We start from the raw sequence: 23,090 nt of genomic DNA, 5'->3' as shown, positions 1-23,090 counted from the left end.
CGTCTCTCCCGGTGTGCAGGTTTAGTTCGCGCCTGGGTTTCTCGTTTTCGCGTTCGGTGGGTGCGGGGCCGTCGGGGTCGAGGTGGTCGTGGATGCGTTGGCCGAGTTCGACGAGCCGGCGGGCGGGGTAGCTTTTCGCGTGTTCCACCAGGGAAGTCTCTGCGTCTTCGCGTTCTTTGATGTTGACGCGGGCGGGGAGTTTGTTGACGATGCCGATGATGGTGTCGATTTGGGAGTCCGCGAGCTCGTCTCGACGCATGGATTCACTGACAATGCCAAGCTTGGGTGCGAGTGTTTCACCGGTGAGGGTTTCGCTGTTGCACAGGTTCAGGGCTCGTTTGAGACGTCGACCGGCTTCGGTGGGCGATAGCAGCAGGTTGTCTTGGAGCATGCCGATGGTGGTTTCGTGCCCGAGAGCCTTCCCGACCTTGTTCTGGTGAATCGCCGCGACAATATCCAGCACCCGCGCTTGCCGGCGCCGGACGTCCTGTTCAGCTTCGCGCAGCAGGTCGGCCAGTTGCCGGGGGCGACACATCCAGAGCTCTGGAGTGGGGACTTCCTCGCCAGCGGCCATGACACTAATTCTACCGTCACCACTGACAGTTTGACCGCGTTTCGCCTATCAGGACATGCTCATTTTCTCAATGCCCCCAACAAAACGTAGAGCGTGCGCGTTCAAGGCCTAAGCACAACACAACCCGGCTATGTGTCGCTTCATCGTACGAGCGCGGTCCTGGCATGATACTGACATGGAACATGTGCTGGGAATTGGCGGATACTTCCTCCGGGCCACCGATCCGGCGGCGCTGGGTGCCTGGTATCGCGACTGCCTGGGCTTGGACACCGACGAGAACGGCATCTGGCGTCCGGAGGCCGGGGAGACGGTCTTCGCGACTTTCGAGTCCGGGACAGACTATTTCGGTTCTCGCGACCAACGCACGATGCTCAACTTCCGGGTCCGTGACTTGGCCGCGATGCTCGCTCAGTTGCGCGCCAAGGGCGCGGACGTGGCCGAGGAAACTCAGGAGATGGAGGGTGTCGGGCAGTTCGGCTGGGTCACCGATCCGGAGGGCAATCGGCTCGAGCTGTGGCAACCCAGCTGACTTCTGGCTCCCGGGCTACGCCTGGAACCAGGAGCCTGTTGAACCAGATGCAGGGGAGTCGACAACGACAAGATCACCGGCGTACGGGATAGCGCAGGTGTACGGCGCGCTTGCCCTGAATGACGGTCGGATCCTCGAGCAGTTGGTGGCCGCCGGCCAGCGCGCCGAAATAGCGGATACCTTCCCCGAAAATGACCGGTGCGAGACTCACCCACACTTCGTCGACCAGGCCGAGTTCCAGCGCCTGCCGGGCGACCGTCGTGCTCGCGATGCAGACATTCTTGTCGCCGGCGATCTCCTTGGCTCGGTCGACGGCCGCCCCGACACCGTTGACGAAAGTCGCCCGGGGCCACTTGCCCGCGTCGGACGGCAGTGAGTGCGTCACGACCACGACCGGCGCGCCGACGGGGTGGTGGTCTCCCCAGCCGTTGGTGATGTCGAAAAGGTGCCGACCCGCGACCAGTACGCCGGTGTTCGCGATGATGTCGCTGAGCATTTCGGCGCTCGCCGGATCAAGGGCGAACCCGATTCCCTCGTTGCCGCTGGGCACCACCACCTCGCCGGCGTCGTACCACTCGAACAACTCCCCAACTTGGTCATCTGGCTGGGCGATATATCCGTCTAGCGACATCGTCATGTGGGTGAAGACCTTGCCCATGGAACCCTCCGGTGATCGTCGACAGTGGAACAGACTGCCACCGACCACAAAACTCATCGCGACGCGGCGCGCAGCAGCTGGAAGCCGGCGTGGTCGCGGAGTCGCTGGCCGGCCACCGACAGATTGGGGCAGAATCCGTGGTGCCACAGATGCCGGTACGCCCGGTGGCGGAGATCGTCGGCGTACCAACCGAAGGAGGAGCGATGGCACTCGCTGCCGGTAGTCATGTGACCACCGCGGACCGTGTACGTGAACTGATCGCCGACCATAAATACTTGGCGTTGGGCACCGCCGACGCGGACGGAACGCCGTGGGTTAGCCCCATTTTCTTTTCCCATCAGGACTGTCGCGAATTCTTCTGGGTCTCCGGACCGGACACCCGGCATTCCCGCAACATCGCTCTGCGTCCGCAGGTCAGCATGGCGATCTACGACTCGCGGGTACCCATCGGGCAGGCCGAAGCCGTGTACCTCAGCGCGCGAGCCACAAAAGTGCCCGACGACGAAATCGAGGAAGCGGCCGCGATCTACCACCGCCGACTTCCGCGCGAGAAACATTTCACCCTCGCTGAGCTGCGTGATTCAGGGCTTTACCGGCTCTATCGGGCAACCGCCCTCGAACATTCCGTCCTCGTACGCGGCGGCGCCACCGGCGCCGACTCTCGAGTCACCGTCGACCTCGGGTAGGTCAGGCAGGGGCTTCGCCGAACTCCGGGATGTCCAGGCGGACGCCGCCTTTGAGCGCTGACTGGTGCGCGATGATGCCCGGCAAGGTGTAGCGGGCCGAAACCCAGGCGTTGACTGGCGGCAACGATCGGGTGTTCACCGCCGTCACGAAATCGTCGGCGAGGAAATGATGGCTGCCTTCGTGGCCGTTGCCCGCGGTGGCGAATTCCGTGGGCAACCGCGACCGGTCGTGTACGGGTGCGGAGCCCGACGTGAAGGCGTCGCGCAGAGCGGGCGCGACGTGGGCGAGGGAGGGGTCGTTGACATCTCGTACGGCACTGGGCAAAAGCTGATCGGTGATGTCCTCGACGCCGTTCTTGTCCTGCCAGAGGCTGACTGTCGCCAACTGCTCCATGCTGCCCTCGGTGCCGAAGAACCGAAAACGGGATTCCCTGATGTGAGACGGATAGCCGACCCGGCGGAATTCGTTCGTACGAAAGGATCCGCCGCCGGCTACCTCGAAAAGTCCGGTGGCGTTGGAAAAGTCGTTCTCGAACATGCTGACTTTCTGGTCGAAGACGCCGTCGCCGCGCTGGTCCACGACACCGATCGCGGACACACTGGTCGCGTACGTCTGCCAGGCACCGAGAATGCCGCCGATGGAATGCGTCGGATACATCAGCGGCGGATAGCTCGCGGTTGACTTCCACTGCTCGCCGCCGCTGTATTGGTACGCCTCGTAAAATCCGAGATCCATGTCGTGGATGTAGTCGCCTTCGGCGTAGAAAAGCCGTCCGAACGCACCCGCCGCGACCTGGTTGCGGGCATGCACGGTCGCCGGGTTGTAGTGGCTGGTCTCGCCCATCATGTACGTCAGACCCGTGTCGCGTACGGCGTCGATGATGTCCGCGATCTCCTGTTCCGTCACCGCCATCGGCACCGCGGAATAGACGTGTTTGCCGGCCCGTAGTGCCCGTACGACCAGCGGGCCGTGCAACCAGCGTTGGGTGAAGATCGCCACCGCGTCGACCTCGGAGTCCAGCACCACGTCGAATGACGGCAAGGCCCCGGCCAAACCATGGTCGGCGACCAGTCGCTCGGCGCGCTCGGGCAACAGGTCGGTCGCGAAAATGTCGCCCACACCCGGATGTAGGCGCCACAGCCGCGCGAACTGGCCGGCGAACTGGCCAGCTCCAACGACAGCAAGAGAAAACACGCTGAGCTCCTCGCTGGGGAACGAATCGTGGACGCCCTTGACGCTAGGAGCCTATGATCCGCGAAGTCTTCAGCGATGAAAGCGAGAAGGTCTTGGATCCTCAGGTCGCGTCCGGGGGACTGGTCGGGTGGGCCGGCGAGCCGGCCGTGATGCATGCCGCCCACCAGCACGATGACCTGGAGCTCAACCTGGTGGCCGACGGCGGCACGATGCTCTACCTGTTCGGTGGCGTCCCGGTCGAGGTCGGGCCTGGCTGCCTGGCCGCGTTCTGGGCCGCCGTGCCCCATCAGCTGGTGGCGAATTCCGCGACCCGCGCGCACTGGATCTACGTCCCGTTCGAGACGTTCCTGGGCTGGGGACTGCCGGATCAGCTGGTCACCCGCCTGCTGTCCGGCGTCCCGCTGGTGTCCGCGCCGGCGGCCGCCACCCCCACGGATCCGTCGCATTTCACCCAATGGGCTGCGGACCTGGCCAGCGCCGAGGTCGAGCGCCGGCAGATCGCGTTGCTGGAGGTCCAGGCGCGGGTCCGTCGCCTCGCGCTGGGTACGGTCGGCCAGCCCGTACGCCAGTATTCCGGGGCGGACCCGACGCTGCGCCAGGTCGTCGCGATGGTCCGGCACATCGCCGAACACTTCCGGGAGCCGCTCACGATCGCCGACATCGCCGCCGCCGTACGCCTGCATTCCAACTACGCGATGCCGCAGTTCCGCAAGGTCATGCACATGACGATCGGTGACTACCTGGTTCGGCGGCGGCTCGCCGAGGCCCGCCGCCTCCTGGTCACCACCGACCTACCGATCGAGCGGGTGGCCACTCGGTCGGGTTTTGGCTCTATCAGCCGCTTCTATACGGCGTTCACCACCACCTGCGGGATGCCGCCGGCGGCGTTTCGGCGGCACCATGATCCGGTCAGCTGACCAGAGTGTCGAACATCCCCGGCTGGTACGAACCCGCCGGCGTACGCACCATGACGTTGAGTCTGTTAGCCGCGTTGATCAGCGCGACCAGGCACAGCAGCGCGGCGGTCTGGTCATCGTCGTAGTGCTTGCGTACCTGCGCCCAGGTCTCGTCGGACACGCCGACGTGGGCATCCGCGATCCGAGTGCCCTCCTCTGTGAGCGCCAGCGCGGCCCGCTCGGCGTCGGTGAACACAGTGGCCTCCCGCCAGGCGGCGACCAGGTGGAGCCGGACCGCGGTCTCGCCGGCGGCCGCCGCGTCCTTGGTGTGCATGTCGGTGCAGAAGCCACAGCCGTTGATCTGGCTGGCCCGCAGGCTGACCAGCGCCTGGGTCGACTTGGGCAGCGGCGACTGGCCGATGACCATGCTGGTGTTGGCGAACCGCTTGCCGAACTTGGCGGCGAGCTCGTTGTCGAACAGGTTGAATCGGGGGTCCATGACTCGTCCTCACTCGTGGTCTTTGTGTGCGGTGGACGAACATGAGATGCCGGCTGTTCGACGGTTGTGACGGTGACCTACGCCACTGTCACAAGACGCTGGTGCTCGGCGTCTGATGGGAAAGCGAAGGAGCCACTTATGGATGGGGCCACCGAGGCATTCGTTGAGCACCGCAATCTGCTGTTCACCGTCGCGTACGAGATGCTCGGCTCGGCCGCTGACGCCGAGGACGTCCTTCAGGAAACCTGGCTGCGCTGGGCCGGCGTCGATCTCGACACCGTCCGGAACCAGCGCGCGTACCTGGTCCGGATCACCACCCGGCAGGCGCTCGGACGGTTGCGGACGCTGGGTCGCCGGAAGGAGTCGTACGTCGGCCCGTGGCTGCCCGAGCCACTGCTGACCACCCCCGACGTGGCCGAGGACGTCGAGTTGGCGGACAGCCTTTCGATGGCGATGCTGCTGGTGCTGGAGACCCTCACGCCCACCGAGCGGGCGGTGTTCGTGCTGCGTGAGGTGTTCGGGCTGGGGTACGAGGAGATCGCCGAAGCGGTCGACAAGAACGCGGCTTCGGTTCGCCAGATCGCCCATCGGGCCCGCGAACACGTCGCCGCGCGCCGGCCGCGTGGGGCGGTTTCCCGGGCCGAGACCAAGGACGCGTTCGAGGCGTTCCAGCGGGCGGTGGAAACCGGCGATCTGCAACAGCTGCTGGACGTCCTCGCGCCCGACGTGGTTTTCCTGGGCGACGGTGGCGGCGTCGTACAGGCCGTACGCCTGCCGATTGTCGGCGCCGACAAGGTGGGCCGGCTGCTGGCGGCCGGGCTGGGGCGGATCGCCACCACGATGTCGCTGCGGCCGGCGCAGGTCAACGGTTGCCCGGCGCTGCTCCTGCACCTCGACGGCGAGATCGACACCGTCATCGCGGTACGTGTCGACGACGGACTCATCACCGGCCTTTACGCCGTACGCAATCCCGCCAAGCTGTCCCGAATGGAGCACGAGACGACCCTGAGCCGCTAAGCGCGTGTCGGGTGAGGCGGTACGGGTCAATGGGACTAATGGGATAAGGACAATTTGCCAGAAATCGGTACTAATGGGACGCTGACCTGGTCAAGGATATGGCTGTGAGCTGCGGTAAGCGTGTTTTGAGCGTGCGGCGGCCGACGTATCCAGACCGAGAACCAGGGAGGACCGATGGAAGGCACGGAACGAAAGCGGTGGCCCAGGATCGTCACGTCCATCACTGTGGTGGCCGGCGCGTCTGTGGTGCTGGCGGCACTCGTCGGCGCGGGAATGTCCCGCGCGGGAGCGGCGTACGACCCCTGCCCGCCACCCGGCGCGTGCCAGCCTTGCCCCGTACCACCACCGACTGACACGGCGGCTCCGGCGCCGACCGACAGCACCCCGGCGTCCGCGATGCCAAGGCTCCGGGACAGCGACGACCCGTCGGCGCCGCCGGTCAGCGCACCGCCAGCGCCGCCCGAGAGCGTTCCGCCGGTGAGTGCACCGCCGGTGAGTGCCCCACCCGTCTCGGCCCCGCCGGTCAGTGCTCCGCCCGTGAGTGCACCGCCGTCGGCCCCGGGCAGCCCGTGCCCGCCGGCCTCGCCGCCGCCACCGTCCACTTCGGACTCCCCGGCGCCGCCGCCGGCCACCGACTCGCCGGCACCTCCGCCGGCCAGCGACTCGGCGGCACCACTGCCGCCTGCCGCTCGATAGAAAATCCCCGCAGCGAGGGTGACGTTTGATTGCTCAAACGTCACCCTCGCCTTTTTTTTTGGAACATCACTGACTTTCGTACGCGTCAACCAGTTCCTGTAGCCGACCGAATGCCACCGCGCTCGCCATCGGATTGGCGTAGTCGCGAGAATGTGCGATCAGGCCGTCCCGGACTGTTATCACCATGATGTAGTCACCGCTCATCGGCTTCCCGGTCGCGGTGACTGTCCGGTGCATAGTGAATTCGGCGATGACGACCTCCGGATCGGCGGTCTCGTGGATTCGTACCGGGTCGATGCCATCAATCGTCCACAGGCCCTCGATCGTCTTGGTACGGGCCCGGAACTCCTCCCGGCCGCCGTCCGAAACCCGCGGAAAACCGGGCGGGGCAAAAGGTATCTCGATGACCACGTCTTCTGCGTAGAAATCGACGAGCTCGTCGTACGCGCCTCGGGCCGAGGCCTCGATGAATCGCTCGACGACCTTGCGGGGGCTGTTGTCAACCATGGGATCTCCTGAGAAAAGGTCGGAATCAGGCGGTGAGTGCCGGAAGTTTCTCGCCGGTGCTGACCGTGACGCCGTACGCCTCGAATTCGACCACGACGACCTGGGGGTCGCCGCCGTTGTGCTTATGTCTCTCCTCGTCCCCCGAAAATGCAAGCGGAACGTACGCCCCGCTTCTTCAAATATACGGAACGCTCGCCCCGTTTGTCAAAAGCCGAGAAAAGGGGATACTCGGGTGATGGCGAAAGAGACCGCGGTTGCCGCTGCCGCGCCGGAAACTGCGGCCCCCCCGATGCGAGCCGACGCTCGCCGCAACCGGCTCCGAGTGTTGGCGGCTGCCGAGGAGGTCTTCGCCGAACAGGGTCTCGCGGTGCCGCTGGACGAGATCGCCCGCCGGGCCGGCGTCGGCGCCGGCACCGTCTATCGGCATTTTCCCACCAAAGAGGCGCTTTTTGAGGCGGTCGTCGCCGAGCGGGTGCAGGGGCTGCTGGGGGACGGGGAGGCACTGCTGGCGACGCCGGACGCGGGCGCCGCTTTCTTCGAGTTCTTCACCCGCAAGATCGAGCAGGCATCGCTGAACAAGGCGTTGGTCGACGCGCTCGAGTTGTCCAGCGGTTACGGATTTCGCGGCGGGTCCGAGCAGATCTGGAAGGTCGCCGGCCAGTTGCTCCGGCGGGCTCAGGCCGCCGGCGCGGTTCGCCCTGACCTGGATCTGGACGACGTGTGGGCGCTGCTGTTTGGCTGCCTGCGAGCCAAAGACCAGCTGCCCGATCCGAGCCGGGTCGGACACCTGGTCACCGTCGTCACCGACGGAATGCGCGCGAAGGTTTAGCTCCGACCGCCCAGCACCCGGTCGAGATAGGCGTTGGTGAACAGTCCGGTCGGGTCGAGCTTGTCGCGCAGCGCGACGAACTCGTCGAACCGCGGATAGCGCTCACGCACCGCGGACGCGTCGAGGCTGTGCATTTTGCCCCAGTGCGGCCGGCCTTGCACCTGACCGGCAATCGCTTCCACCGCGCGAAAGTACGGCCAGAAGTCGGTGCCAATGGGCAGGTGGACGGCGACGTAGCCGCTCTCCCGGCCGGCGGCCGTGGACAGTGCGATGTTGTCCGCCGCGGCCACTCGCACCTCGATCGGGAACGGAATCCGCAGGCCGGTGCTCTCGATCATGGACCGGATTTCGGTGACCACAGCCGCCAAGTCGGCGCGCGGCACGGCGTACTCCATCTCCACGAACCGCACCCGGCGAGCCGAGACGAAGATCTCCGAGGAGTAGTCGGTGAACGTACGGGCGCCCAGCGCGCGAGCGGTGAGCTGGTTCAGCCGCGGAATGCCAGCTGGCACCCGCCGGGACAGCCCGATCACGCCGGCGAAGGCCACGTTCGAGAGCAGCTCGTCGTCCACCATGGTTTTCCAGCGTGGCAAAGGCGAAAGCGGGGTGTCGTACGGCAGCCGGGTGTTGCGTTTGGTCAGCGCCACCTCGGTGTGCGGGAACCAGTAGAACTCGAAATGGTCGGTCCCGTCGGCGAGCGCGTCCAGACCGGACAGCACCTCGTCTAGAGGCATTGGTCCTTCTTCCGCGCAAATCGCGAAAGCCGGCTCGGTCTGGAAAGTGACCGTCGAAATGAGTCCCAGCGCGCCGAGCCCGACCCGGGCGGCGGCGAAGACCTCTGGGTTTTCCTTGGCCGTACAGGTCAGCACGGTGCCGTCGGCCACCACCAGTTCCAGCCCGCGGATCTGGGTGGCGATCCCGCCGAAGGTGGCGCCGGTGCCGTGCGTACCAGTGGAGACCGCGCCGCTGACAGTTTGCTTGTCAATATCACCAAGATTGGTCATCGACAACCCGGCTTGGCGCAGGATCGCGTTGAGCGTACGGATAGTCATACCGGCCTCGACGGTCACCAGGCCGGTCGCGCGGTCCAGCGCGACGAGTCCGGCATGCCGGTCGAAAGCCACCTGATGGCCTTCCGGCCGCCCGATCGCGGTGAAGGAATGGCCGCTGCCGATCGCCTTCAGCCGGCCACCGCCGGACCGGACCCGCGCCACCGTCGCGGCTATTTCGGCCGTACCACGCGGATGGTGCACGGTCACGCCGGTGGCGCGCTGGTTGCCGGCCCAGTTGGACCAGCGGGAGATGGGTGAAGTCATCGAACGCTCCGGATCGGGATGACGGCGAGGGCACCGAGCAAGGTGACGACCGCGGCGAGCAGGAACATGCCGCGATATCCGCCGAGATAGGTGATGGCCACCCCGGCCACCGCGGGCGCGAGCACCTGCGGCGCGGAGTTGGCGATGTTGATGATGCCGAGATCTTTGGCGCGGTCCTTGGCAACCGGCAGCACCTGGGTGATCAGCGCCTGGTCGACGCTCAAGTACATCCCGAATCCGAGGCCCAGCACCAGTCCGGTGATCAGGGTGGCCGGCCAGGTCTGCCAGCCGACCACGATCAGCGATCCGATCACCTGGACGATCGAACACCCGAAGACGAAGACCTTGCGCCGGCCCAGCCGGTCGCTGATGGCGCCGCCGGTGATGCAGGTGAGCAGGATGCCGGCGCTGAAAGCGGCCGTGACAATGAGAAAACCGGTCTGCGGATCGGGATAGTGCACGGCGTCGGTGAGGAAGTAGAGAATGTAGAGCGTCATCATGAAGTTGCCGAGCTGGACCAGGAAACGGCACGCCCAGGCCCAGGCGAAGTCCGGGTACGCTCGCGGGCTCACCCAGAAGCCGCGCAGAAATCGGCTCAGGGACCAGGCCGGCCGAGCCTGCGGGGGCAGCGGATCATCCTTGGTCAGCAACACAAACGGCAGCGCCAGCGCGATCAACAGAACGGCCAGCGCGGCGTACGCGGCAGATTGGCTGGCAATAAGGACAGTGACCAGCGCGATGCCGATCAGTGGGCCGATCACCTGCGGCAGGCTGGCCCACGCCGACACCAGGCCACGCTGTTCGGCCGGCACCCGGTCTGGCACCGCCGCGGTCAGCGTCGCGGTCATCGCGTTCAGGCAGAGTTGCACGGCCATCCAACAAATCGCGACGCCCAGCACGCTGGTTTGCAGGCCCACCAACACCACCGCGATCGCGCCGGTGATCATCGAGCACAGGGTCCACGGATGCCGGCGGCCAAAGCGGGAGACCGTACGGTCCGACAGCGCGCCGAAAAGCGGGTTGGCCACCACCGACACCGCGGCGCCCGCGCCGGTCACCCAGCTCAGCGCGATCACCTTGCCGGTCGGGTCCAGCGCGGCGATCTGGTTGGGCAGCAGGATTTCCACCGGCGTGAGGAAGGCCAGCCACAGCCCCACATTGGACAGTGACAGCAGGGCGATCCACAGCCGGGACACCCGGACTTTCGGCTCGGTCAACGCCACCGGATGATCGGCGAGTGGCACCGGTTGTACGGCGCTCACGAGGTCGCCTCGGATTGCTGCTTGATCAGATCTCGGTACCACTGGTAAGAGGCTTTGGGGGTGCGCTTGGCGGTTTCGAAGTTCACCTGCACCAGGCCAAAGCGTTTGGCGAAGCCCTCGGCCCACTCGAAGTTGTCCAGCAGTGACCACACCATCAGGCCGCGTACGTCCACACCGGCCTCGACCGCGTCGGCGACCGCGGCCACATGCGCGGACAGGAAGGCGATCCGCTCGGTGTCGTCACAAAAGTCTTCGGCGTCCGGCTTGTCGTCGTAGGCCGCGCCGGTTTCGGTGACGTACAAGGGCGGCAGGGCCTGTTGGTAGCGCTCTCGCAACATCTGCAGAGTGTCCCGCATCCCGACCGGCGCCACCGGCCAACCGGACGCGGTGTGCTCGTACCCGGGCGGATCTGTCAGTCGAAATGGCAGTGGGTCGCCGTCCTGCGGTGCGCCGGCACCAAGGACGGTGTAGTAGTTGACGCCCAAATAGTCCAGCGGGGTGGCGATTTCCTGCAGGTCGCCGGGCCGTACCAGGGCGCCGTGCGGGTCCATCCCGAACGCTTCCAGCCCGGCCGGATATCCGCCGAGCAGCACCGGATCGGTGAAAAGCCGGTTTTGGATCGCATCCAGCGCGGAAACGGCGGGGCCGTCGGCCGGGTCCGTGGATGCCGGTCGTACGGGTGCATAGCTGTTGATAAGGCCGACCTGCCGGGCGCCAGTGGTCCGCAGCGCCTGCGCGGCGAGGCCGTGGCCAAGCAGAAGATGGTGTGCCACCGAGAAAGCCTCGTCGCCGGTCAGCGTCTGGCCGGGCGCGTGCAGGCCGATCACGTGGCCCAGCGCGAAATGTTCGAACGGCTCGTTCATGGTCGCCCAGCGGCTCACCCGGTCGGCCAGCGCGGTGCCGATTTCCAGGGCGTAGTCGGCGAAAGCGTAAGCGGTGTCGCGAGCGGTCCAGCCGCCCGCGTCCTGCAGGTCCTGCGGCAGATCCCAGTGAAAGAGCGCGATCACCGGGTCGATTCCGGCGGCGAGCAACGCGTCGACAAGACGGTCATAGAAAGCGAGTCCTCGCGGATTGCCCGTACCACGACCGCCCGGAATCACCCGGGACCAGGAAATCGAGAACCGGTACGAGTGGACGCCGAGCCCGGCCAGCAGATCGAGGTCGTCCCGCCACCGGTGGTAGTGGTCGCAACCGGGGTCGGCGAGGTCGCCGCCGGCGATCCGGCCGGGCTCCGCGGCGAAGGTGTCCCACACCGATGGCGTGCGGCCGTCGGCGTCGCTCGCCCCCTCGATCTGGTACGCGGACGTGGCCACGCCCCAGTCGAAGTCCGCCGGCAGGCGGCCCGGTCCGTTGGCTGTCACAGTGGCTCTCAACAGGGCATCCTCTCGCCGCGATGCCGGCAAGTGTGAATGGGTCAACCGTCTTAGTCAAGTGTCCGAAACGCTTGACTAAGACGGTTGGCCGACCGCATTCTGGGATCCTGCGACGGACGAGGAGGCCCCCGTGGTACGAATCCCGGCCGAGGAGCGGCGGCGCCAGCTGGTCGCCGCCGCCTTCCGGGTGATGGCCGCCGACGGCGTCGGCGCGGCCACCACCCGGGCCATCGCCGCCGAGGCAGGCATGCCACTTTCCAGTTTCCACTACTGTTTCCGGTCCAAGAACGAGCTGCTCGGTGAGCTCGCGGAGCAGATGGTGGCCCGCGAGGTGCGGGCCGCGGCCGACGTGCTGACGCCCGAAGACGGTCTTGAGGTGACCATTCGCGGCGCACTCCGGGCGTATTGGCAGCTGGTCGAGGAAGCCCCTGGAGAGCATCAGGTGCTGTACGAGCTGACTCAGGTCGCGCTGCGTACGCCCGGGCTGGAGGACCTGGCTCAGCGGCAGTACGCGCGGTATCAGGCCGGCTGCCGGGAGATGATCGAGCGGATCGGAGTCGCGTGCGAGGTCGAGTGGCTGCTGCCTTTGGACGTACTGGCCCGGATGTTGGTGACGTTGCTGGACGGACTGACGCTGAATTGGCTGGTGGACCGGGACTCCGCGCAGGCCCTCGCGGTGCTGGACGCGAGCGCGGACCAGTTCGCCGCGCTCAGCCGGGCGAACCGACTGGCACCGTCGACGCGGGCCGCTCGGCCGGCCCGTCGAGAACGTCGCCGGCCGGCCGCGGCGGGCCGGGCGTGACGATGACTGTTACTTCTCCCGCAAATCCCGTCCCGCAGCTCAGCCGCGCCATCCTGGACGAGGCCACCGCTGGTCTCGCGCCCCCCTTCGCGGTGGTGGATGTGCCGTCGTTGCGGGCAAACGCGGCCGACTTGGTCCGCAGGGCCGCCGGCCGGCCGATCCGGGTGGCCAGCAAATCGGTGCGCTGCCGGGACATCCTGCGCCAGGTGCTGGCGATCGACGGTTTCGCCGGGATTCTGTCGTACTCGCTGGCCGAATCGCTGTGGCTGGCAGCGGATTTCGATGACGTGGTGGTGGCCTACCCGACCACCGACGCGGGATCGTTGCGGCGGCTGGCGATGGACGCGAGGCTGGCTGCCCGCGTCACATTGATGGTCGACAGCACCGAGCACCTGGACCTGATCGAGGCCGCGGTCGCCGGGATTTCCGGGCCACCGCTGCGGTTGTGCCTGGACCTGGACGCCTCCCTGCGGCTCGCCGGTGGCCGGGTGCACCTGGGCACCCGGCGCTCCCCGGTGCACAGCGTCGCCTCCGCTGTCACGCTGGCCCGCAAAATCGTGGACCGGCCGCGATTCCGGTTGGTCGGCATCATGTCGTACGAAGGGCAGATCGCCGGCCTGGGCGACCGGCCGCCGGGCAATCCCTTGCGTGGCCTCGCGATCCGGGCCGTGCAGGCGGCGTCCGCGGCCGAGCTGATGCAGCGCCGGGCCGCGGTGGTGGCGGCCGTGGCGGTGCTCGCCGACCTGGAATTCGTCAACGGTGGCGGCACCGGCAGTGTCGAGCGGACCGTACGGGAGTCTGCGATCACCGAGGTGGCCGCCGGGTCCGGCCTCTACGCGCCGCGACTTTTCGATGAATACCGGGCCTTCAAGCCTTATCCGTCAGCGCTGTTCGCGCTCGCGGTGACCCGCCGGCCGGCGGCCGGCATCGTCACCGTCGGCGGCGCCGGTTGGATCGCGTCCGGCCCGCAGTTGCCGAACCGGGTGCCGGCGCCGGTTTTCCCAGCCGGGCTGCGGATGATCGACTCCGAGGGCGCCGGCGAAGTGCAGACGCCCTTGCGCGGCGCTGCAGCCGACTCGCTGCGGGTGGGGGAGCGGGTCTGGTTCCGGCACGGCAAGGCCGGCGAACTTTGCGAGCACGTCAACGATCTGCACCTCATCGACGGCGGCCGGATTGTCGACACGGTGCCGACCTATCGCGGCGAAGGTCAGGCTTTCGGGTAGACGTAAGGCTGTGCGGGCAGGTGCAGTGCGGGCAGGTCCAGCGCGAGCTTGAACGCGGTGGCGATTTCCTGGTCCGGCGGAGAAGTGCTCATGTCACTACGGCAGCTGGCCTCCGGGCTTTCTACAGACCGGAAAGTCGGTGGCCGGCTCGTACGACCGAGACGGCGTGCCGGTCGCCGGGGCGGCGGCCGAGGCGCTCGATCGGGCCGGAAATGCTGACCGCGGCGATCACCCGGCCACCGCGGTCCCGAATCGGCGCGGACACGCTGGCCACTCCCGGCTCCCGCTCGCCGGCGGTGGCGGCCCAGCCGCGGCGGCGCACTTCGGCGAGCGTACGGCCGGAAAACCGGGCCCGTGGCAGCAGCGGCAGCACCGATTCCGGCGGTTCCCAGGCGAGCAGAATCTGCGCCGCCGAGCCAGCTGTCATCGGCAGCCCGGCACCCACCGGAACGGTGTCCCGCAGCCCGCTGGACCGCTCGGCGGCGGCCACGCAGATGCGTTCTTCGGCGCGGCGCAGGTAAAGCTGCGCGCTTTCGCCGGTCGCGTCCCGCAAAGCGGTCAACACCGGACCAGCGGCATTGAGCAGCACGTCGGGCGCGGAATTCGCCAACTCGCCGAGCCGCGGTCCCGGCCGCCACCGGCCCTGCGCGTCCCGAATCAACAGCCGGTGCACCTCCAACGCCTGCGCGAGCCGGTGCGCCGTCGCCCGCGGAAGACCACTGCGATCGACGAGTTCGGCGAGGCTGGCGCCGTCCACGGTGGCGGCCAGAATGGCGACCGCTTTGTCCAGAACGCCGACGCCACTGGCGATCGATCGGCCGACCGACCTGCCCGTACCGTCCGCGTTGGCAGGCGCACTGCCATTACCGGCGATGCCGGAGGTCGCTGTTCCGCTGGTAGTCTGTCCCACAGTACGAAATTATCATCCCACTATGCAGGATGACAAGCTGTGCACGATGACAAGACAGACGGGAATTGGCATGGGACGCACCCTCGCCCAGAAAGTCTGGGACAGCCACGTGGTTCGGTCCGCCGCTGGCGAGCCGGATCTGCTCTACATCGATCTTCACCTTCTCCATGAGGTGACCAGTCCGCAGGCGTTCGACGGGCTGCGGATGGCCGGCCGTCCGTTGCGCCGTGCGGATCTCACCGTCGCCACTGAGGACCACAATGTCCCCACTGTCGATTTCGACCAGCCGATCGCGGACCCGGTGAGTCGTACGCAGGTGGAGACGCTTCGGCGCAACTGCGAGGAATTCGGGGTGCCGCTCTATCCACTCGGCGACGCCGAGCAGGGCATCGTGCATGTGATTGGCCCGCAGTTGGGCTTGACGCAGCCCGGAATGACCGTGGTTTGTGGAGATAGTCACACTTCCACCCACGGCGCTTTCGGCGCGCTCGCCTTCGGGATCGGCACCAGCGAGGTCGAGCACGTGCTCGCCACCCAGACTTTGTCGCTGAAGCCCTTCAAAACGATGGCCGTCGAGGTTTCCGGTTCGCTGGCCGAGGGCGTCACCGCGAAGGACGTCATTCTCGCCTTGATCGCCAAGATCGGCACCGGCGGCGGCCAGGGATATGTCCTGGAATACCGCGGCGACGCGATCCGGTCGTTGTCCATGGAAGGCCGGATGACGGTCTGCAACATGAGCATCGAGGCCGGTGCGCGGGCCGGCATGATCGCCCCGGATGACACCACCTTCGACTATCTGCAGGGCCGCCGGCACGTGGCGCGAGGCGAGGATTGGGACGCCGCGGTGAAAGCGTGGCGCGAGCTGGCCACCGATGTGGACGCCGTTTTCGATGAGGTGGTGGAACTCGACGCGTCCGTGCTCACCCCGTATGTCACCTGGGGCACCAATCCCGGGCAGGGCCTGCCGCTGGGCGGGACGGTGCCCGATCCGGAGTCTTTCAGTGATCCCTCGGCCCGTTCCTCGGCCGAGCGGGCGCTGGCGTACATGGACCTCACTCCCGGCACCCCGCTCCGGGACATTTCCGTCGACACGGTTTTCCTCGGCTCCTGCACGAATGGCCGCATCGAGGACCTGCGGGCCGCGGCCGCGGTGATCCGTGGGCACAAGGTCGCCGACAGCGTGAGAATGCTGGTCGTACCAGGCTCGGCGCGAGTGCGGCTGCAGGCTGAAGAAGAAGGACTGCACGACATCTTTACCGCGGCCGGCGCCCAATGGCGTGGCGCCGGTTGTTCGATGTGCCTCGGTATGAACCCGGACCAACTGGCTCCGGGGGAGCGCTCGGCGTCCACGTCGAACCGGAATTTCGAGGGCCGGCAGGGCAAGGGTGGCCGTACGCACCTGGTGTCGCCCTTGGTGGCGGCCGCCACCGCGGTAACCGGGCACCTGAGCGCCCCGGCGGATCTGGAGGACTGAGCGATGGAAAAGATCACCGTGCACACCGGGCGGGCCGTACCGCTGCTTCGGTCCAATGTCGACACTGACCAGATCATCCCGGCGGTCTACCTGAAGCGGGTCACCCGGACCGGCTTCGCCGACGGGCTGTTCTCGGCCTGGCGCAACGATCCCACCTTTGTGTTGAACGACGAGCGCTACTCGGGCGCCTCGATTCTGGTCGCCGGCTCCGATTTCGGCACCGGCTCGTCTCGTGAGCACGCGGTCTGGGCGCTCATGGACTACGGCTTCCGGGTGGTGCTCTCGTCCCGGTTCGCCGACATCTTCCGTGGCAATTCAGGCAAGGCCGGTCTGCTGGCCGCCGTGCTGCACCAGAAGCACATCGAGCAACTGCAGAACGATCTCGTCGATGAGCCCGAGACTGAGGTCACTGTGGACCTGGCTGCCCGCGAGGTGCGGTGGGGTTCTGAGGGCGTGCCCTTTGAAATCGACGACTACACCCGCTGGCGGCTGATGGAGGGGATCGACGACATCGGCCTTTCGCTGCGGCACGTGGACGAGATCGACGCGTACGAACGAAACCGGCCGTCCTATCTGCCCCGGACGACCGTCGACGCCTGACCTCATCGGCTCCAGATGGTGCCCTGCCCGCGAAAGCGGCAGGGCACCTTCGCGTTTTCGGCGCCGCGTTTTGTCGGTCGGGACAGCGGCGGATCGCCGGGTCGGCGTCCGTCGGTCGGGCAGTCGCGGACGCCGAATCGGCCCGGTTGGGGGGATCTGAGGCCGCTGACACGGCCGCGACACGCCAGGACTGGAAAAATTTTTCCGTGGCACTTGGGGCGCGGTCGCGGCGCCGGTCCGATGGCTGTTCAAGGTTGGCCGTCGAGGGCATCGCCGGTGGTCCGGCCACTTTCCTTGCTTGAGTCGATTTTCCTTGTATGGTAATGATCCTGGGGCATGACTGGAACGCCCCGGCCGGTCTTTTGGGCCCTCGCAGGGTCACCGGAGCGTGCGCCCCGGTTTGCCAGTAAGGGCCCCGATCGGGCCCGCCGAGGCCCCCCAAACCGTTGCTGAGCAACGACTTCCGGCCGGCAAATATTTGTGTCTTTGGCGCTTTGGCCTTACGGTTCCCCGGTGAGCGGCCTCGATGGGGCCGGTATGTACCCTGGAGGGGACAATGGTTAACAAGGCCGAGTTCATTGAGGCGCTGACGACGCGCTTCGATGACCGCAAGACCGCGGCGAATGCTCTGGAGCAGATCGTCGACGAGATCCAGCGCACCGTGGCCAAGGGCGACCGGGTGGCGATCACCGGTTTCGGTGTGTTCGAGAAGCGCGTTCGCGCGGCCCGTACCGCCCGCAACCCGCGCACCGGCGAATCGGTGAAGGTCAAGAAGACCGCCGTTCCGGCTTTCCGTCCGGGCACTGGCTTCAAGACCGTGGTGGCCGACCCGAAGAAGCTGCCGAAGACCCCCGGCGCGAAGGCGACCACCAAGGCCACCGCCGTTGGTGCGAGCCGCGGACCGGCGCCGGTCGCGAAGAAGGCCGCCCCGGCCAAGAAGGCCGCTCCGGCCAAGAAGGCCGCCGCGACCAAGGCCACCGCCGCGAAGAAGGCTCCGGCCAAGAAGGCTCCGGCCAAGAAGGCCCCGGCCCGCAAGCGGTAACTCACCGCCGTAAAACGCAAACGCCGGACCGACCCACTGGGTCGGCCCGGCGTTTGCGTGAGTCACCAAAAAACTCTTGGCAATAGCTGCCTTTCCCGGCACGGTTCGGCCGTGTTTAGCCCGCTTCAGCCTAGCGGTCCTTTCACTGCCCGCCACGCTTTGTGGTTAGGACTTCTCCGGCTTCAGAGTCCGGTAGTAGTCGGCGGCGATCAGGCGGCGGCCGGTGAAGCTCAGTGCCCACACACTTCCCTTGCGGGACGGCACATCTTCGAGTGCTATGCCGTCGGCAGCGGCCAGTTCGGCGACCGTGTCGGGAATAAGCCCGCCCTGGCTGCAAATCGCCACCGGCTCGCCGGCCATCGCGAGAGCGCGTACGAGTTCGCCAGCACGCGTCGAGTTCCGGGCGTGCCGCTCCTCACCGAAATCGTCGTCGACGACCACCGGCAGCCCGAGCACTGTCGCAAGTGGACGGATGGTCTCCACGCATCGGACTTTGTCGGCCGAGATCACCCGTCGCGGGCCAAAACATGGCAACACGGTGGCCGCGCGCTTCGCCTGCCGGTGTCCGGTCGGGTCGAGCGGTCGCAGGTCGTCGGTGCCGCGCCACTGGGTCCGGTCGCCGGCGCTGCCGTGTCGTACGAGCAAAATCGTGGTGGTGTCCGGCTCGGCTTGCGCGAAGGCGGCGAGCACGGCCCGGTCGTGCCGGTACGAGACCGCGTCGGTCGCTTTCTCGACGGTCAGCCACCTCAGCTCGTCGACCTCGTCATTGGCCTGGAAATCGCCGTCAGCGGCGCGCATGGCCCAATAGTCGACGACCTTGCGGGCGATTTTCTCGCTGATCGACACCGGATATTCGGTACGAACCAGCCGCCGGCCAAGCGTCGGCGTGATGCCGGTCTCCTCGAGGACTTCCCGATATCCGGCGGTGAGGGAATGCTCGCCGGTGGCCAGCTTTCCCTTAGGCAGCGACCAGTCGTCGTAGCGCGGGCGGTGGACGAGGGCGATGACGGTGGCACCGCTGGGATCGCGGCGCCACAGCACCCCGCCGGCGGCGCGTAACTCGGGTCGCGGGCTCACTTGGCCACCATACGTCCAGCCGTGCCGCTCAGCCTGACCGAGGGCCACCGCAACGCCGGGCCGCGACAATGACGAACAGTGGCACCACAAAGTCGCGCAGGGTGGCTCTGAGCGGGCGTGGTGGCCGTACTGGAGCCGGCCGCCATCGTTGCGGTGATGGGCAAAGTCACCTCAGTCCGCGCGAGATGCGGTGCGGTGCAACAGTTCCTCCTGCGGATCGTGCAGCGGTTCGCCGCCCGGCCCGGTGCGCTGGCGCCACGTGTTGTCCGGCAGCAGGTCGAAACCACCGGTGTCCGCGGCCAGCAGCAGCTCGAAAATGTCGCCCAGGCGCTTGCGGGCGGTGGTGTCGGTGACCTGTACGAGGTCTTCCACCCGCCGGTCCAGGTTGCGGTGCATCAGGTCCGCTGAGCCGATCCAGAACTCCTGGCGGTAGGTCGATCGGTCCGGGCGGTCGGCACTTTCGGCCGGATTCGAGCCGTTCCCGAATCGCAGCACCCGGGAGTGTTCCAGGAATCGGCCGAGCACCGAGCGAACGGTGATGTTGTCGCTCAGCCCCGGCACGCCGGCGCGCAGCGCGCAGATTCCGCGAATGAGCAGATCGATGCGTACGCCGGCTTGCGAAGCCCGGTAGAGCGCGTCGATGATCTGTTCGTCCACAATGGAGTTGGCCTTGATCTGGATCAGTCCCGGCCGGCCGGCTTTCACGTGGCTGACCTCACGTTCGACCCGCCGGATAATGCCCGAACGGATGCCGTAGGGCGCGACCATCAGCGAGCGGTAGTGGGTCTGCCGGGAATATCCGGTCAGTACGTTGAAAAGGTCGGTGAGGTCGGCGCAGACCGCCGGATCCGCGGTGAACAGCCCCAGATCCTCGTAAAGTCGGGCCGTCTTGGGGTTGTAGTTCCCGGTGCCCACGTGTGCGTAGCGACGGATTTGCGAGCCCTCCTGGCGTACCACCAGGCAGACCTTGCAATGCGTTTTGAGGCCCACCAAGCCATAGACGACATGGCAGCCGGAGCGCTCCAGGGTTTTCGCCCAGGCGATGTTGGCCTGTTCGTCGAACCTGGCTTTCACCTCGACCAGCACGACCACCTGCTTGCCAGCCTCGGCGGCGTCGATCAGCGAGTCGACGATCGGGGAATCTCCGGACGTACGGTAAAGAGTCTGTTTGATCGCCAGCACATTCGGGTCGGCCGCGGCCTGCTCGATGAAACGCTGGACGCTGGTGGAGAAGGACTCGTACGGATGGTGCACGAGCACGTCGCCGTCCCGCAGGGTGGCGAAAACGCTGCGCGGCGTCTCGCCCTCGGCGAACCGCGGATGGGTGGCCGGCACGAAGGGTTTGTCTTTCAGATCCGGCCGATCGATGCCGTAGATCTGCCACAATGCCGTCAAATCCAGCAAACCGGGGACCCGCTGCACGTCCGCGGCGCTCACGTCCAGCTCTCGTACGAGCAGATCCAGGATCCGCTCGGTCATCGTCTCCTCGACCTCCAGGCGGACCGCCGGGCCGAACCGGCGGCGGGCCAGTTCTCTTTCCAACGCCTGCAAAAGGTCCTCGTCGCGGTCTTCCTCGACCTCCAGGTCGGCGTTGCGGGTGACCCGGAACACGTGCTGTTCGGCGACCTCCATGCCCTCGAAAAGCTGCGAGAGGTGCGCGGCGATGATGTCCTCCAGCGGCAGGAATCCGCCGTCCGTGACACTCACGAACCGGGGCACGTTGTTGGGCACCTTGACTCGCGCGAACCGCTCGATGCCGTCATCGGGATCCCGTACGGTCACCGCGAGATTCAACGACCGCCCGGAAATGTAGGGGAACGGGTGCGCCGGGTCGACCGCCAGTGGCGTTAGCAGCGGGAAAACCTGCTCGCGGAAATACGTGTGCAGGCGGTCCTGTTCGCTGGCGTCGAGGTCCTCCCACCGGACCAGTCGGACGCCTTCGGTTTCCAGCGCGGTCTGCACCTCGGTGGTGAAACAGGTGGCGTGCCGGGACGCGAGGTCCCGCACCTCGACCGAAATCCGTTCCAGTTGCTCGCGCGGCGAGAGTCCGTCGGGGGAGCGGACCGACAGCCCGGTCGACTGGCGGCGCTTGAGCCCAGCCACCCGAACCATGTAGAACTCGTCCAGGTTGGACGCGAAGATCGCCAGGAACTTGGCCCGCTCCAGCAGTGGGGTGTCCGGCATCTCGGCCAGCCGCAGCACCCGGGCGTTGAAGTCGAGCCAGGACAGCTCCCGGTTGATGAACCGGTCGTCGGGCAGCGGTGCCGGCGCAGGCCGGGTCGGCTGTTCGGGGCGGTCGGTCGGCTCGGCGGCCTGGTCAGCGGTCTGATCCGTAGTCGTACTCACGGCGGCCATCATCCCCCGACTTGGTGAACACCACACCATCAAGTCGCGAACGCTTCGGCCGCCGTCAGCGGCGTAAGTCACGTCCGCGATGATGGGGGACCCCACGCCGACTTGTTCAGGAGGATGCCGCATGTCCCATGTCAGACCGGAATCGAGCGCAGCCAGGTCCGGTCGGCGATGGATCGTGATGGCGGCGATCGCGGTCGTCGCGGTGATAGCCGTCGCGGCGGCGGCCTTCCTGTTCCTGCGTCCCAGCGGCAGTCCCCGCGCGGCGGCGCCGAGCACCCCGGTGGCCCCGACCGGCTCGGCCGCGGCGGTCACGCCGGCCAGCCCCACGCCCGGCCCGGTCCAGTCCGGCCCGTGCCCGCAGGCCGCGAGCACCCTCAAGCCGAAACTGATCGAGGCCGCCTACGCCGCGATCGGCGGCAGCGCGGTGGCCAAGAACGTGACCTTCGTCAACGGCCCGGTATGCGACGGCGGCTCGTACGCGTGGGGCCTGCTCAAGGCCCAGGACGCCGGCGGCGAACCGCTGGACCAGCTGGCGATGCTGTTCAAGGTGGACGGCGGCAAGGTCACCGTCCCGATATGGGCCGCCCAGTGCCTGCAGCCCGCCCAGTTCCCGGCCGGCGCCCCGGCCGGCTCCAAGCAGTCCCTGGCCTGCCAGGCATAGCGCTTTCGTACGCTCCGGCGGCTCGGCCCGCTCCCGCGGCGTTCCGCTCCCCATGACCTGCCAATGCCGTCGACTGCCGCACTTTGTCCCGCACTCGACGTCGAGTGCGGGACAAAGTGCGGCACTCAACGACCGAACCGACTAACTAAGCTCAACACCAATACGTGGGTACGACAGTTTCGCGCCGCAGTCGGTCAACGAAACCGACCTAGCAGGTGGCGGCGACCACTGACACGGCGGCGACGAGCATGCTCGTACGAGGGCCGAGGCCCAGTTCCGCGGCCGTGCCGAGATCGGCGAGCGTGTCCGTGTCCCGGCGCAGGGACGGCCACTCGCCGCCGAGTGCGACCGCGCCGGAAGCGACGTGGGCGGCCGCTGATCCGGAGCCGAAAGCGGGTCGAAGGGGCACTCCGGCCGACGCGGTGAGCAGCGCGGTGCCGGTGCCGGGGGTGTCGGCGACCACGGCGCGCTCGGCGATCCGGGCGGCGGCCAGGGCCGAGGCCAGCTCGGCTGGGCGCAGCGCCGGCCGGTCGCCGCCGAGGGCGGCCACGCCGTCCAAAGGGGCCAGCTCGGCGGCCACGGCGGCGCCGTACGTGAGGGCCGGGTTCAGGCCGGAATCCGGCACGTCCGGAACGCAGATCGCGCCGAGTTTGGCCAGTACTGGGCCGATTTCATCATCGTCCGTCACCACGATCACCCGGCCCACCGCGGCGCAGGCGAGGGCGGCCGCGACGGTGTCGGCGGTGATGGCTGTCACCAACTCGAGGTGACTGACTCCGGGCAGGCCTGGGCGCAGCCGGGTCTTGGCGTACGCGAGCCGTTTGACCGGTACGACGACCGACCATCGCAGTGACGACGACACCGTTTTATTGTCCCACTCGAGCGATGTGACAGGCCGGAGACGGCCTC

General features: G+C 67.2%; 24 protein-coding genes. 11 read left to right on the top strand and 13 right to left on the bottom strand.

The genetic code is table 11. The features are described from left to right. Positions 1-574: DUF222 domain-containing protein (locus ABD301_RS17515; RefSeq protein ID WP_344311324.1), on the bottom strand; the 574-nt coding region annotated here is incomplete at its 3' end. Between the two features lie 175 nt (positions 575-749). Between ABD301_RS17515 and ABD301_RS17510 the strand changes: the two genes are divergently transcribed. After that, entirely contained in the window at positions 750-1,103 is a 354-nt protein-coding gene (locus tag ABD301_RS17510) for a VOC family protein (protein WP_344311323.1), read from the top strand. Positions 1,104-1,176: 73 nt separating this feature from the next. On the opposite strand, the gene ABD301_RS17505 is transcribed toward ABD301_RS17510, so the two are convergent. Beyond that, positions 1,177-1,761: a dihydrofolate reductase family protein gene (locus ABD301_RS17505; protein ID WP_344311322.1), complete on the bottom strand. Its 585-nt coding sequence runs from the start codon at positions 1,759-1,761 to the stop codon at positions 1,177-1,179. Between the two features lie 11 nt (positions 1,762-1,772). Between ABD301_RS17505 and ABD301_RS17500 the strand changes: the two genes are divergently transcribed. Further along, a complete protein-coding gene (locus ABD301_RS17500) occupies positions 1,773-2,447 on the top strand; it encodes a pyridoxamine 5'-phosphate oxidase family protein (protein ID WP_344311321.1) in 675 nt (224 codons plus the stop codon). A gap of 1 nt (position 2,448) precedes the next feature. Here the strand turns inward: ABD301_RS17500 and ABD301_RS17495 are convergent, their stop codons facing one another. Further along, positions 2,449-3,642: a Gfo/Idh/MocA family protein gene (locus tag ABD301_RS17495; protein ID WP_344311320.1), complete on the bottom strand. Its 1,194-nt coding sequence runs from the start codon at positions 3,640-3,642 to the stop codon at positions 2,449-2,451. Positions 3,643-3,695: 53 nt separating this feature from the next. On the opposite strand from ABD301_RS17495, the gene ABD301_RS17490 reads away from it, so the two are divergent. Next, entirely contained in the window at positions 3,696-4,559 is an 864-nt protein-coding gene (locus ABD301_RS17490; protein WP_344311319.1) for a helix-turn-helix domain-containing protein, read from the top strand. Here the strand turns inward: ABD301_RS17490 and ABD301_RS17485 are convergent. Next, positions 4,552-5,037 carry a carboxymuconolactone decarboxylase family protein gene (locus ABD301_RS17485; RefSeq protein ID WP_344311318.1) on the bottom strand — a complete coding sequence of 162 codons (486 nt, stop codon included), beginning with the start codon at positions 5,035-5,037 and terminating at the stop codon, positions 4,552-4,554. The genes ABD301_RS17490 and ABD301_RS17485 overlap by 8 nt on opposite strands. Positions 5,038-5,175: 138 nt before the next feature. On the opposite strand from ABD301_RS17485, the gene ABD301_RS17480 reads away from it, so the two are divergent. Then, positions 5,176-6,054 carry an RNA polymerase sigma-70 factor gene (locus tag ABD301_RS17480; protein ID WP_344311317.1) on the top strand — a complete coding sequence of 293 codons (879 nt, stop codon included), beginning with the start codon at positions 5,176-5,178 and terminating at the stop codon, positions 6,052-6,054. Positions 6,055-6,089: 35 nt separating this feature from the next. On the opposite strand, the gene ABD301_RS17475 is transcribed toward ABD301_RS17480, so the two are convergent. After that, on the bottom strand, positions 6,090-6,794 hold the full coding sequence (locus ABD301_RS17475) for a hypothetical protein (RefSeq protein WP_163569097.1): 705 nt from the start codon (positions 6,792-6,794) through the stop codon (positions 6,090-6,092). A 22-nt stretch (positions 6,795-6,816) separates the two neighbouring features. Further along, positions 6,817-7,257 (bottom strand): nuclear transport factor 2 family protein, encoded by a 441-nt coding sequence (locus ABD301_RS17470; protein WP_163569096.1) that lies wholly within the window; start codon positions 7,255-7,257, stop codon positions 6,817-6,819. A gap of 235 nt (positions 7,258-7,492) precedes the next feature. Between ABD301_RS17470 and ABD301_RS17465 the strand changes: the two genes are divergently transcribed. Beyond that, positions 7,493-8,086, top strand: a complete 594-nt coding sequence (locus ABD301_RS17465; RefSeq protein WP_344311316.1) for a TetR/AcrR family transcriptional regulator — start codon at positions 7,493-7,495, stop codon at positions 8,084-8,086. On the opposite strand, the gene ABD301_RS17460 is transcribed toward ABD301_RS17465, so the two are convergent. Genes ABD301_RS17460 through ABD301_RS17450 form a run of 3 tightly spaced genes read right to left on the bottom strand, consistent with a single transcriptional unit; the run spans position 8,083 to position 12,037 of the window. Next, positions 8,083-9,402: a D-arabinono-1,4-lactone oxidase gene (locus ABD301_RS17460; RefSeq protein WP_279580792.1), complete on the bottom strand. Its 1,320-nt coding sequence runs from the start codon at positions 9,400-9,402 to the stop codon at positions 8,083-8,085. The genes ABD301_RS17465 and ABD301_RS17460 overlap by 4 nt on opposite strands. Then, a complete protein-coding gene (locus tag ABD301_RS17455; RefSeq protein WP_344311315.1) occupies positions 9,399-10,664 on the bottom strand; it encodes an MFS transporter in 1,266 nt (421 codons plus the stop codon). Before ABD301_RS17455 ends, ABD301_RS17460 begins: the two co-directional genes overlap by 4 nt. Beyond that, positions 10,661-12,037 carry a GH1 family beta-glucosidase gene (locus ABD301_RS17450; protein ID WP_344311314.1) on the bottom strand — a complete coding sequence of 459 codons (1,377 nt, stop codon included), beginning with the start codon at positions 12,035-12,037 and terminating at the stop codon, positions 10,661-10,663. Before ABD301_RS17450 ends, ABD301_RS17455 begins: the two co-directional genes overlap by 4 nt. A gap of 130 nt (positions 12,038-12,167) precedes the next feature. Between ABD301_RS17450 and ABD301_RS17445 the strand changes: the two genes are divergently transcribed. Beyond that, complete coding sequence (locus ABD301_RS17445) at positions 12,168-12,839, top strand: TetR/AcrR family transcriptional regulator (protein WP_344311313.1); 672 nt, start codon at positions 12,168-12,170, stop codon at positions 12,837-12,839. Between the two features lie 2 nt (positions 12,840-12,841). Next, on the top strand, positions 12,842-14,062 hold the full coding sequence (locus ABD301_RS17440) for an amino acid deaminase/aldolase (RefSeq protein WP_344311312.1): 1,221 nt from the start codon (positions 12,842-12,844) through the stop codon (positions 14,060-14,062). Between the two features lie 121 nt (positions 14,063-14,183). On the opposite strand, the gene ABD301_RS17435 is transcribed toward ABD301_RS17440, so the two are convergent. Next, positions 14,184-14,873: an IclR family transcriptional regulator gene (locus tag ABD301_RS17435; RefSeq protein WP_344311333.1), complete on the bottom strand. Its 690-nt coding sequence runs from the start codon at positions 14,871-14,873 to the stop codon at positions 14,184-14,186. A gap of 145 nt (positions 14,874-15,018) precedes the next feature. On the opposite strand from ABD301_RS17435, the gene leuC reads away from it, so the two are divergent. The 3 genes from leuC (at position 15,019) to ABD301_RS17420 (ending at position 18,088) form a co-directional block, all read left to right on the top strand. Next, positions 15,019-16,446 (top strand): 3-isopropylmalate dehydratase large subunit, encoded by a 1,428-nt coding sequence (gene leuC, locus ABD301_RS17430; RefSeq protein ID WP_344311310.1) that lies wholly within the window; start codon positions 15,019-15,021, stop codon positions 16,444-16,446. Positions 16,447-16,449: 3 nt separating this feature from the next. Beyond that, positions 16,450-17,046: a 3-isopropylmalate dehydratase small subunit gene (gene leuD, locus ABD301_RS17425; RefSeq protein WP_163569092.1), complete on the top strand. Its 597-nt coding sequence runs from the start codon at positions 16,450-16,452 to the stop codon at positions 17,044-17,046. 556 nt (positions 17,047-17,602) lie between these two features. After that, entirely contained in the window at positions 17,603-18,088 is a 486-nt protein-coding gene (locus ABD301_RS17420) for an HU family DNA-binding protein (protein ID WP_344311309.1), read from the top strand. 165 nt (positions 18,089-18,253) lie between these two features. On the opposite strand, the gene ABD301_RS17415 is transcribed toward ABD301_RS17420, so the two are convergent. Beyond that, positions 18,254-19,165 carry an NUDIX hydrolase gene (locus tag ABD301_RS17415; protein ID WP_344311308.1) on the bottom strand — a complete coding sequence of 304 codons (912 nt, stop codon included), beginning with the start codon at positions 19,163-19,165 and terminating at the stop codon, positions 18,254-18,256. 171 nt (positions 19,166-19,336) lie between these two features. After that, positions 19,337-21,520 (bottom strand): RNA degradosome polyphosphate kinase, encoded by a 2,184-nt coding sequence (locus tag ABD301_RS17410; protein ID WP_425551957.1) that lies wholly within the window; start codon positions 21,518-21,520, stop codon positions 19,337-19,339. Between the two features lie 121 nt (positions 21,521-21,641). Here ABD301_RS17410 and ABD301_RS17405 point away from each other — a divergent pair, with 121 nt between their 5' ends. After that, on the top strand, positions 21,642-22,181 hold the full coding sequence (locus tag ABD301_RS17405; protein ID WP_344311306.1) for a hypothetical protein: 540 nt from the start codon (positions 21,642-21,644) through the stop codon (positions 22,179-22,181). A gap of 208 nt (positions 22,182-22,389) precedes the next feature. On the opposite strand, the gene cofC is transcribed toward ABD301_RS17405, so the two are convergent. Further along, positions 22,390-23,043: a 2-phospho-L-lactate guanylyltransferase gene (gene cofC / locus ABD301_RS17400; protein ID WP_344311305.1), complete on the bottom strand. Its 654-nt coding sequence runs from the start codon at positions 23,041-23,043 to the stop codon at positions 22,390-22,392. Positions 23,044-23,090: the final 47 nt, after the last annotated feature.

It is taken from the genome of Fodinicola feengrottensis, assembly GCF_039530045.1.
Lineage (GTDB): Bacteria > Actinomycetota > Actinomycetes > Mycobacteriales > HKI-0501 > Fodinicola > Fodinicola feengrottensis.
Note: the sequence above shows the minus strand (reverse complement) of the source record. Positions and strands in the feature narration are given on the sequence as shown.

Excerpts from the sequence above, each read along its gene's own strand:
- ABD301_RS17510 (WP_344311323.1), top strand. The coding sequence starts at position 750 with ATGGAACATGTGCTGGGAATTGGCGGATACTTCCTCCGGGCCACCGAT.
- ABD301_RS17505 (WP_344311322.1), bottom strand. The coding sequence starts at position 1,761 with ATGGGCAAGGTCTTCACCCACATGACGATGTCGCTAGACGGATATATC.
- ABD301_RS17490 (WP_344311319.1), top strand. The coding sequence starts at position 3,696 with ATGATCCGCGAAGTCTTCAGCGATGAAAGCGAGAAGGTCTTGGATCCT.
- ABD301_RS17485 (WP_344311318.1), bottom strand. The coding sequence starts at position 5,037 with ATGGACCCCCGATTCAACCTGTTCGACAACGAGCTCGCCGCCAAGTTC.
- ABD301_RS17480 (WP_344311317.1), top strand. The coding sequence starts at position 5,176 with ATGGATGGGGCCACCGAGGCATTCGTTGAGCACCGCAATCTGCTGTTC.
- ABD301_RS17470 (WP_163569096.1), bottom strand. The coding sequence starts at position 7,257 with ATGGTTGACAACAGCCCCCGCAAGGTCGTCGAGCGATTCATCGAGGCC.
- ABD301_RS17465 (WP_344311316.1), top strand. The coding sequence starts at position 7,493 with ATGGCGAAAGAGACCGCGGTTGCCGCTGCCGCGCCGGAAACTGCGGCC.
- ABD301_RS17460 (WP_279580792.1), bottom strand. The coding sequence starts at position 9,402 with ATGACTTCACCCATCTCCCGCTGGTCCAACTGGGCCGGCAACCAGCGC.
- ABD301_RS17440 (WP_344311312.1), top strand. The coding sequence starts at position 12,842 with ATGACTGTTACTTCTCCCGCAAATCCCGTCCCGCAGCTCAGCCGCGCC.
- leuC (WP_344311310.1), top strand. The coding sequence starts at position 15,019 with ATGACAAGACAGACGGGAATTGGCATGGGACGCACCCTCGCCCAGAAA.
- leuD (WP_163569092.1), top strand. The coding sequence starts at position 16,450 with ATGGAAAAGATCACCGTGCACACCGGGCGGGCCGTACCGCTGCTTCGG.
- ABD301_RS17420 (WP_344311309.1), top strand. The coding sequence starts at position 17,603 with ATGGTTAACAAGGCCGAGTTCATTGAGGCGCTGACGACGCGCTTCGAT.
- ABD301_RS17410 (WP_425551957.1), bottom strand. The coding sequence starts at position 21,520 with ATGGCCGCCGTGAGTACGACTACGGATCAGACCGCTGACCAGGCCGCC.
- ABD301_RS17405 (WP_344311306.1), top strand. The coding sequence starts at position 21,642 with ATGTCCCATGTCAGACCGGAATCGAGCGCAGCCAGGTCCGGTCGGCGA.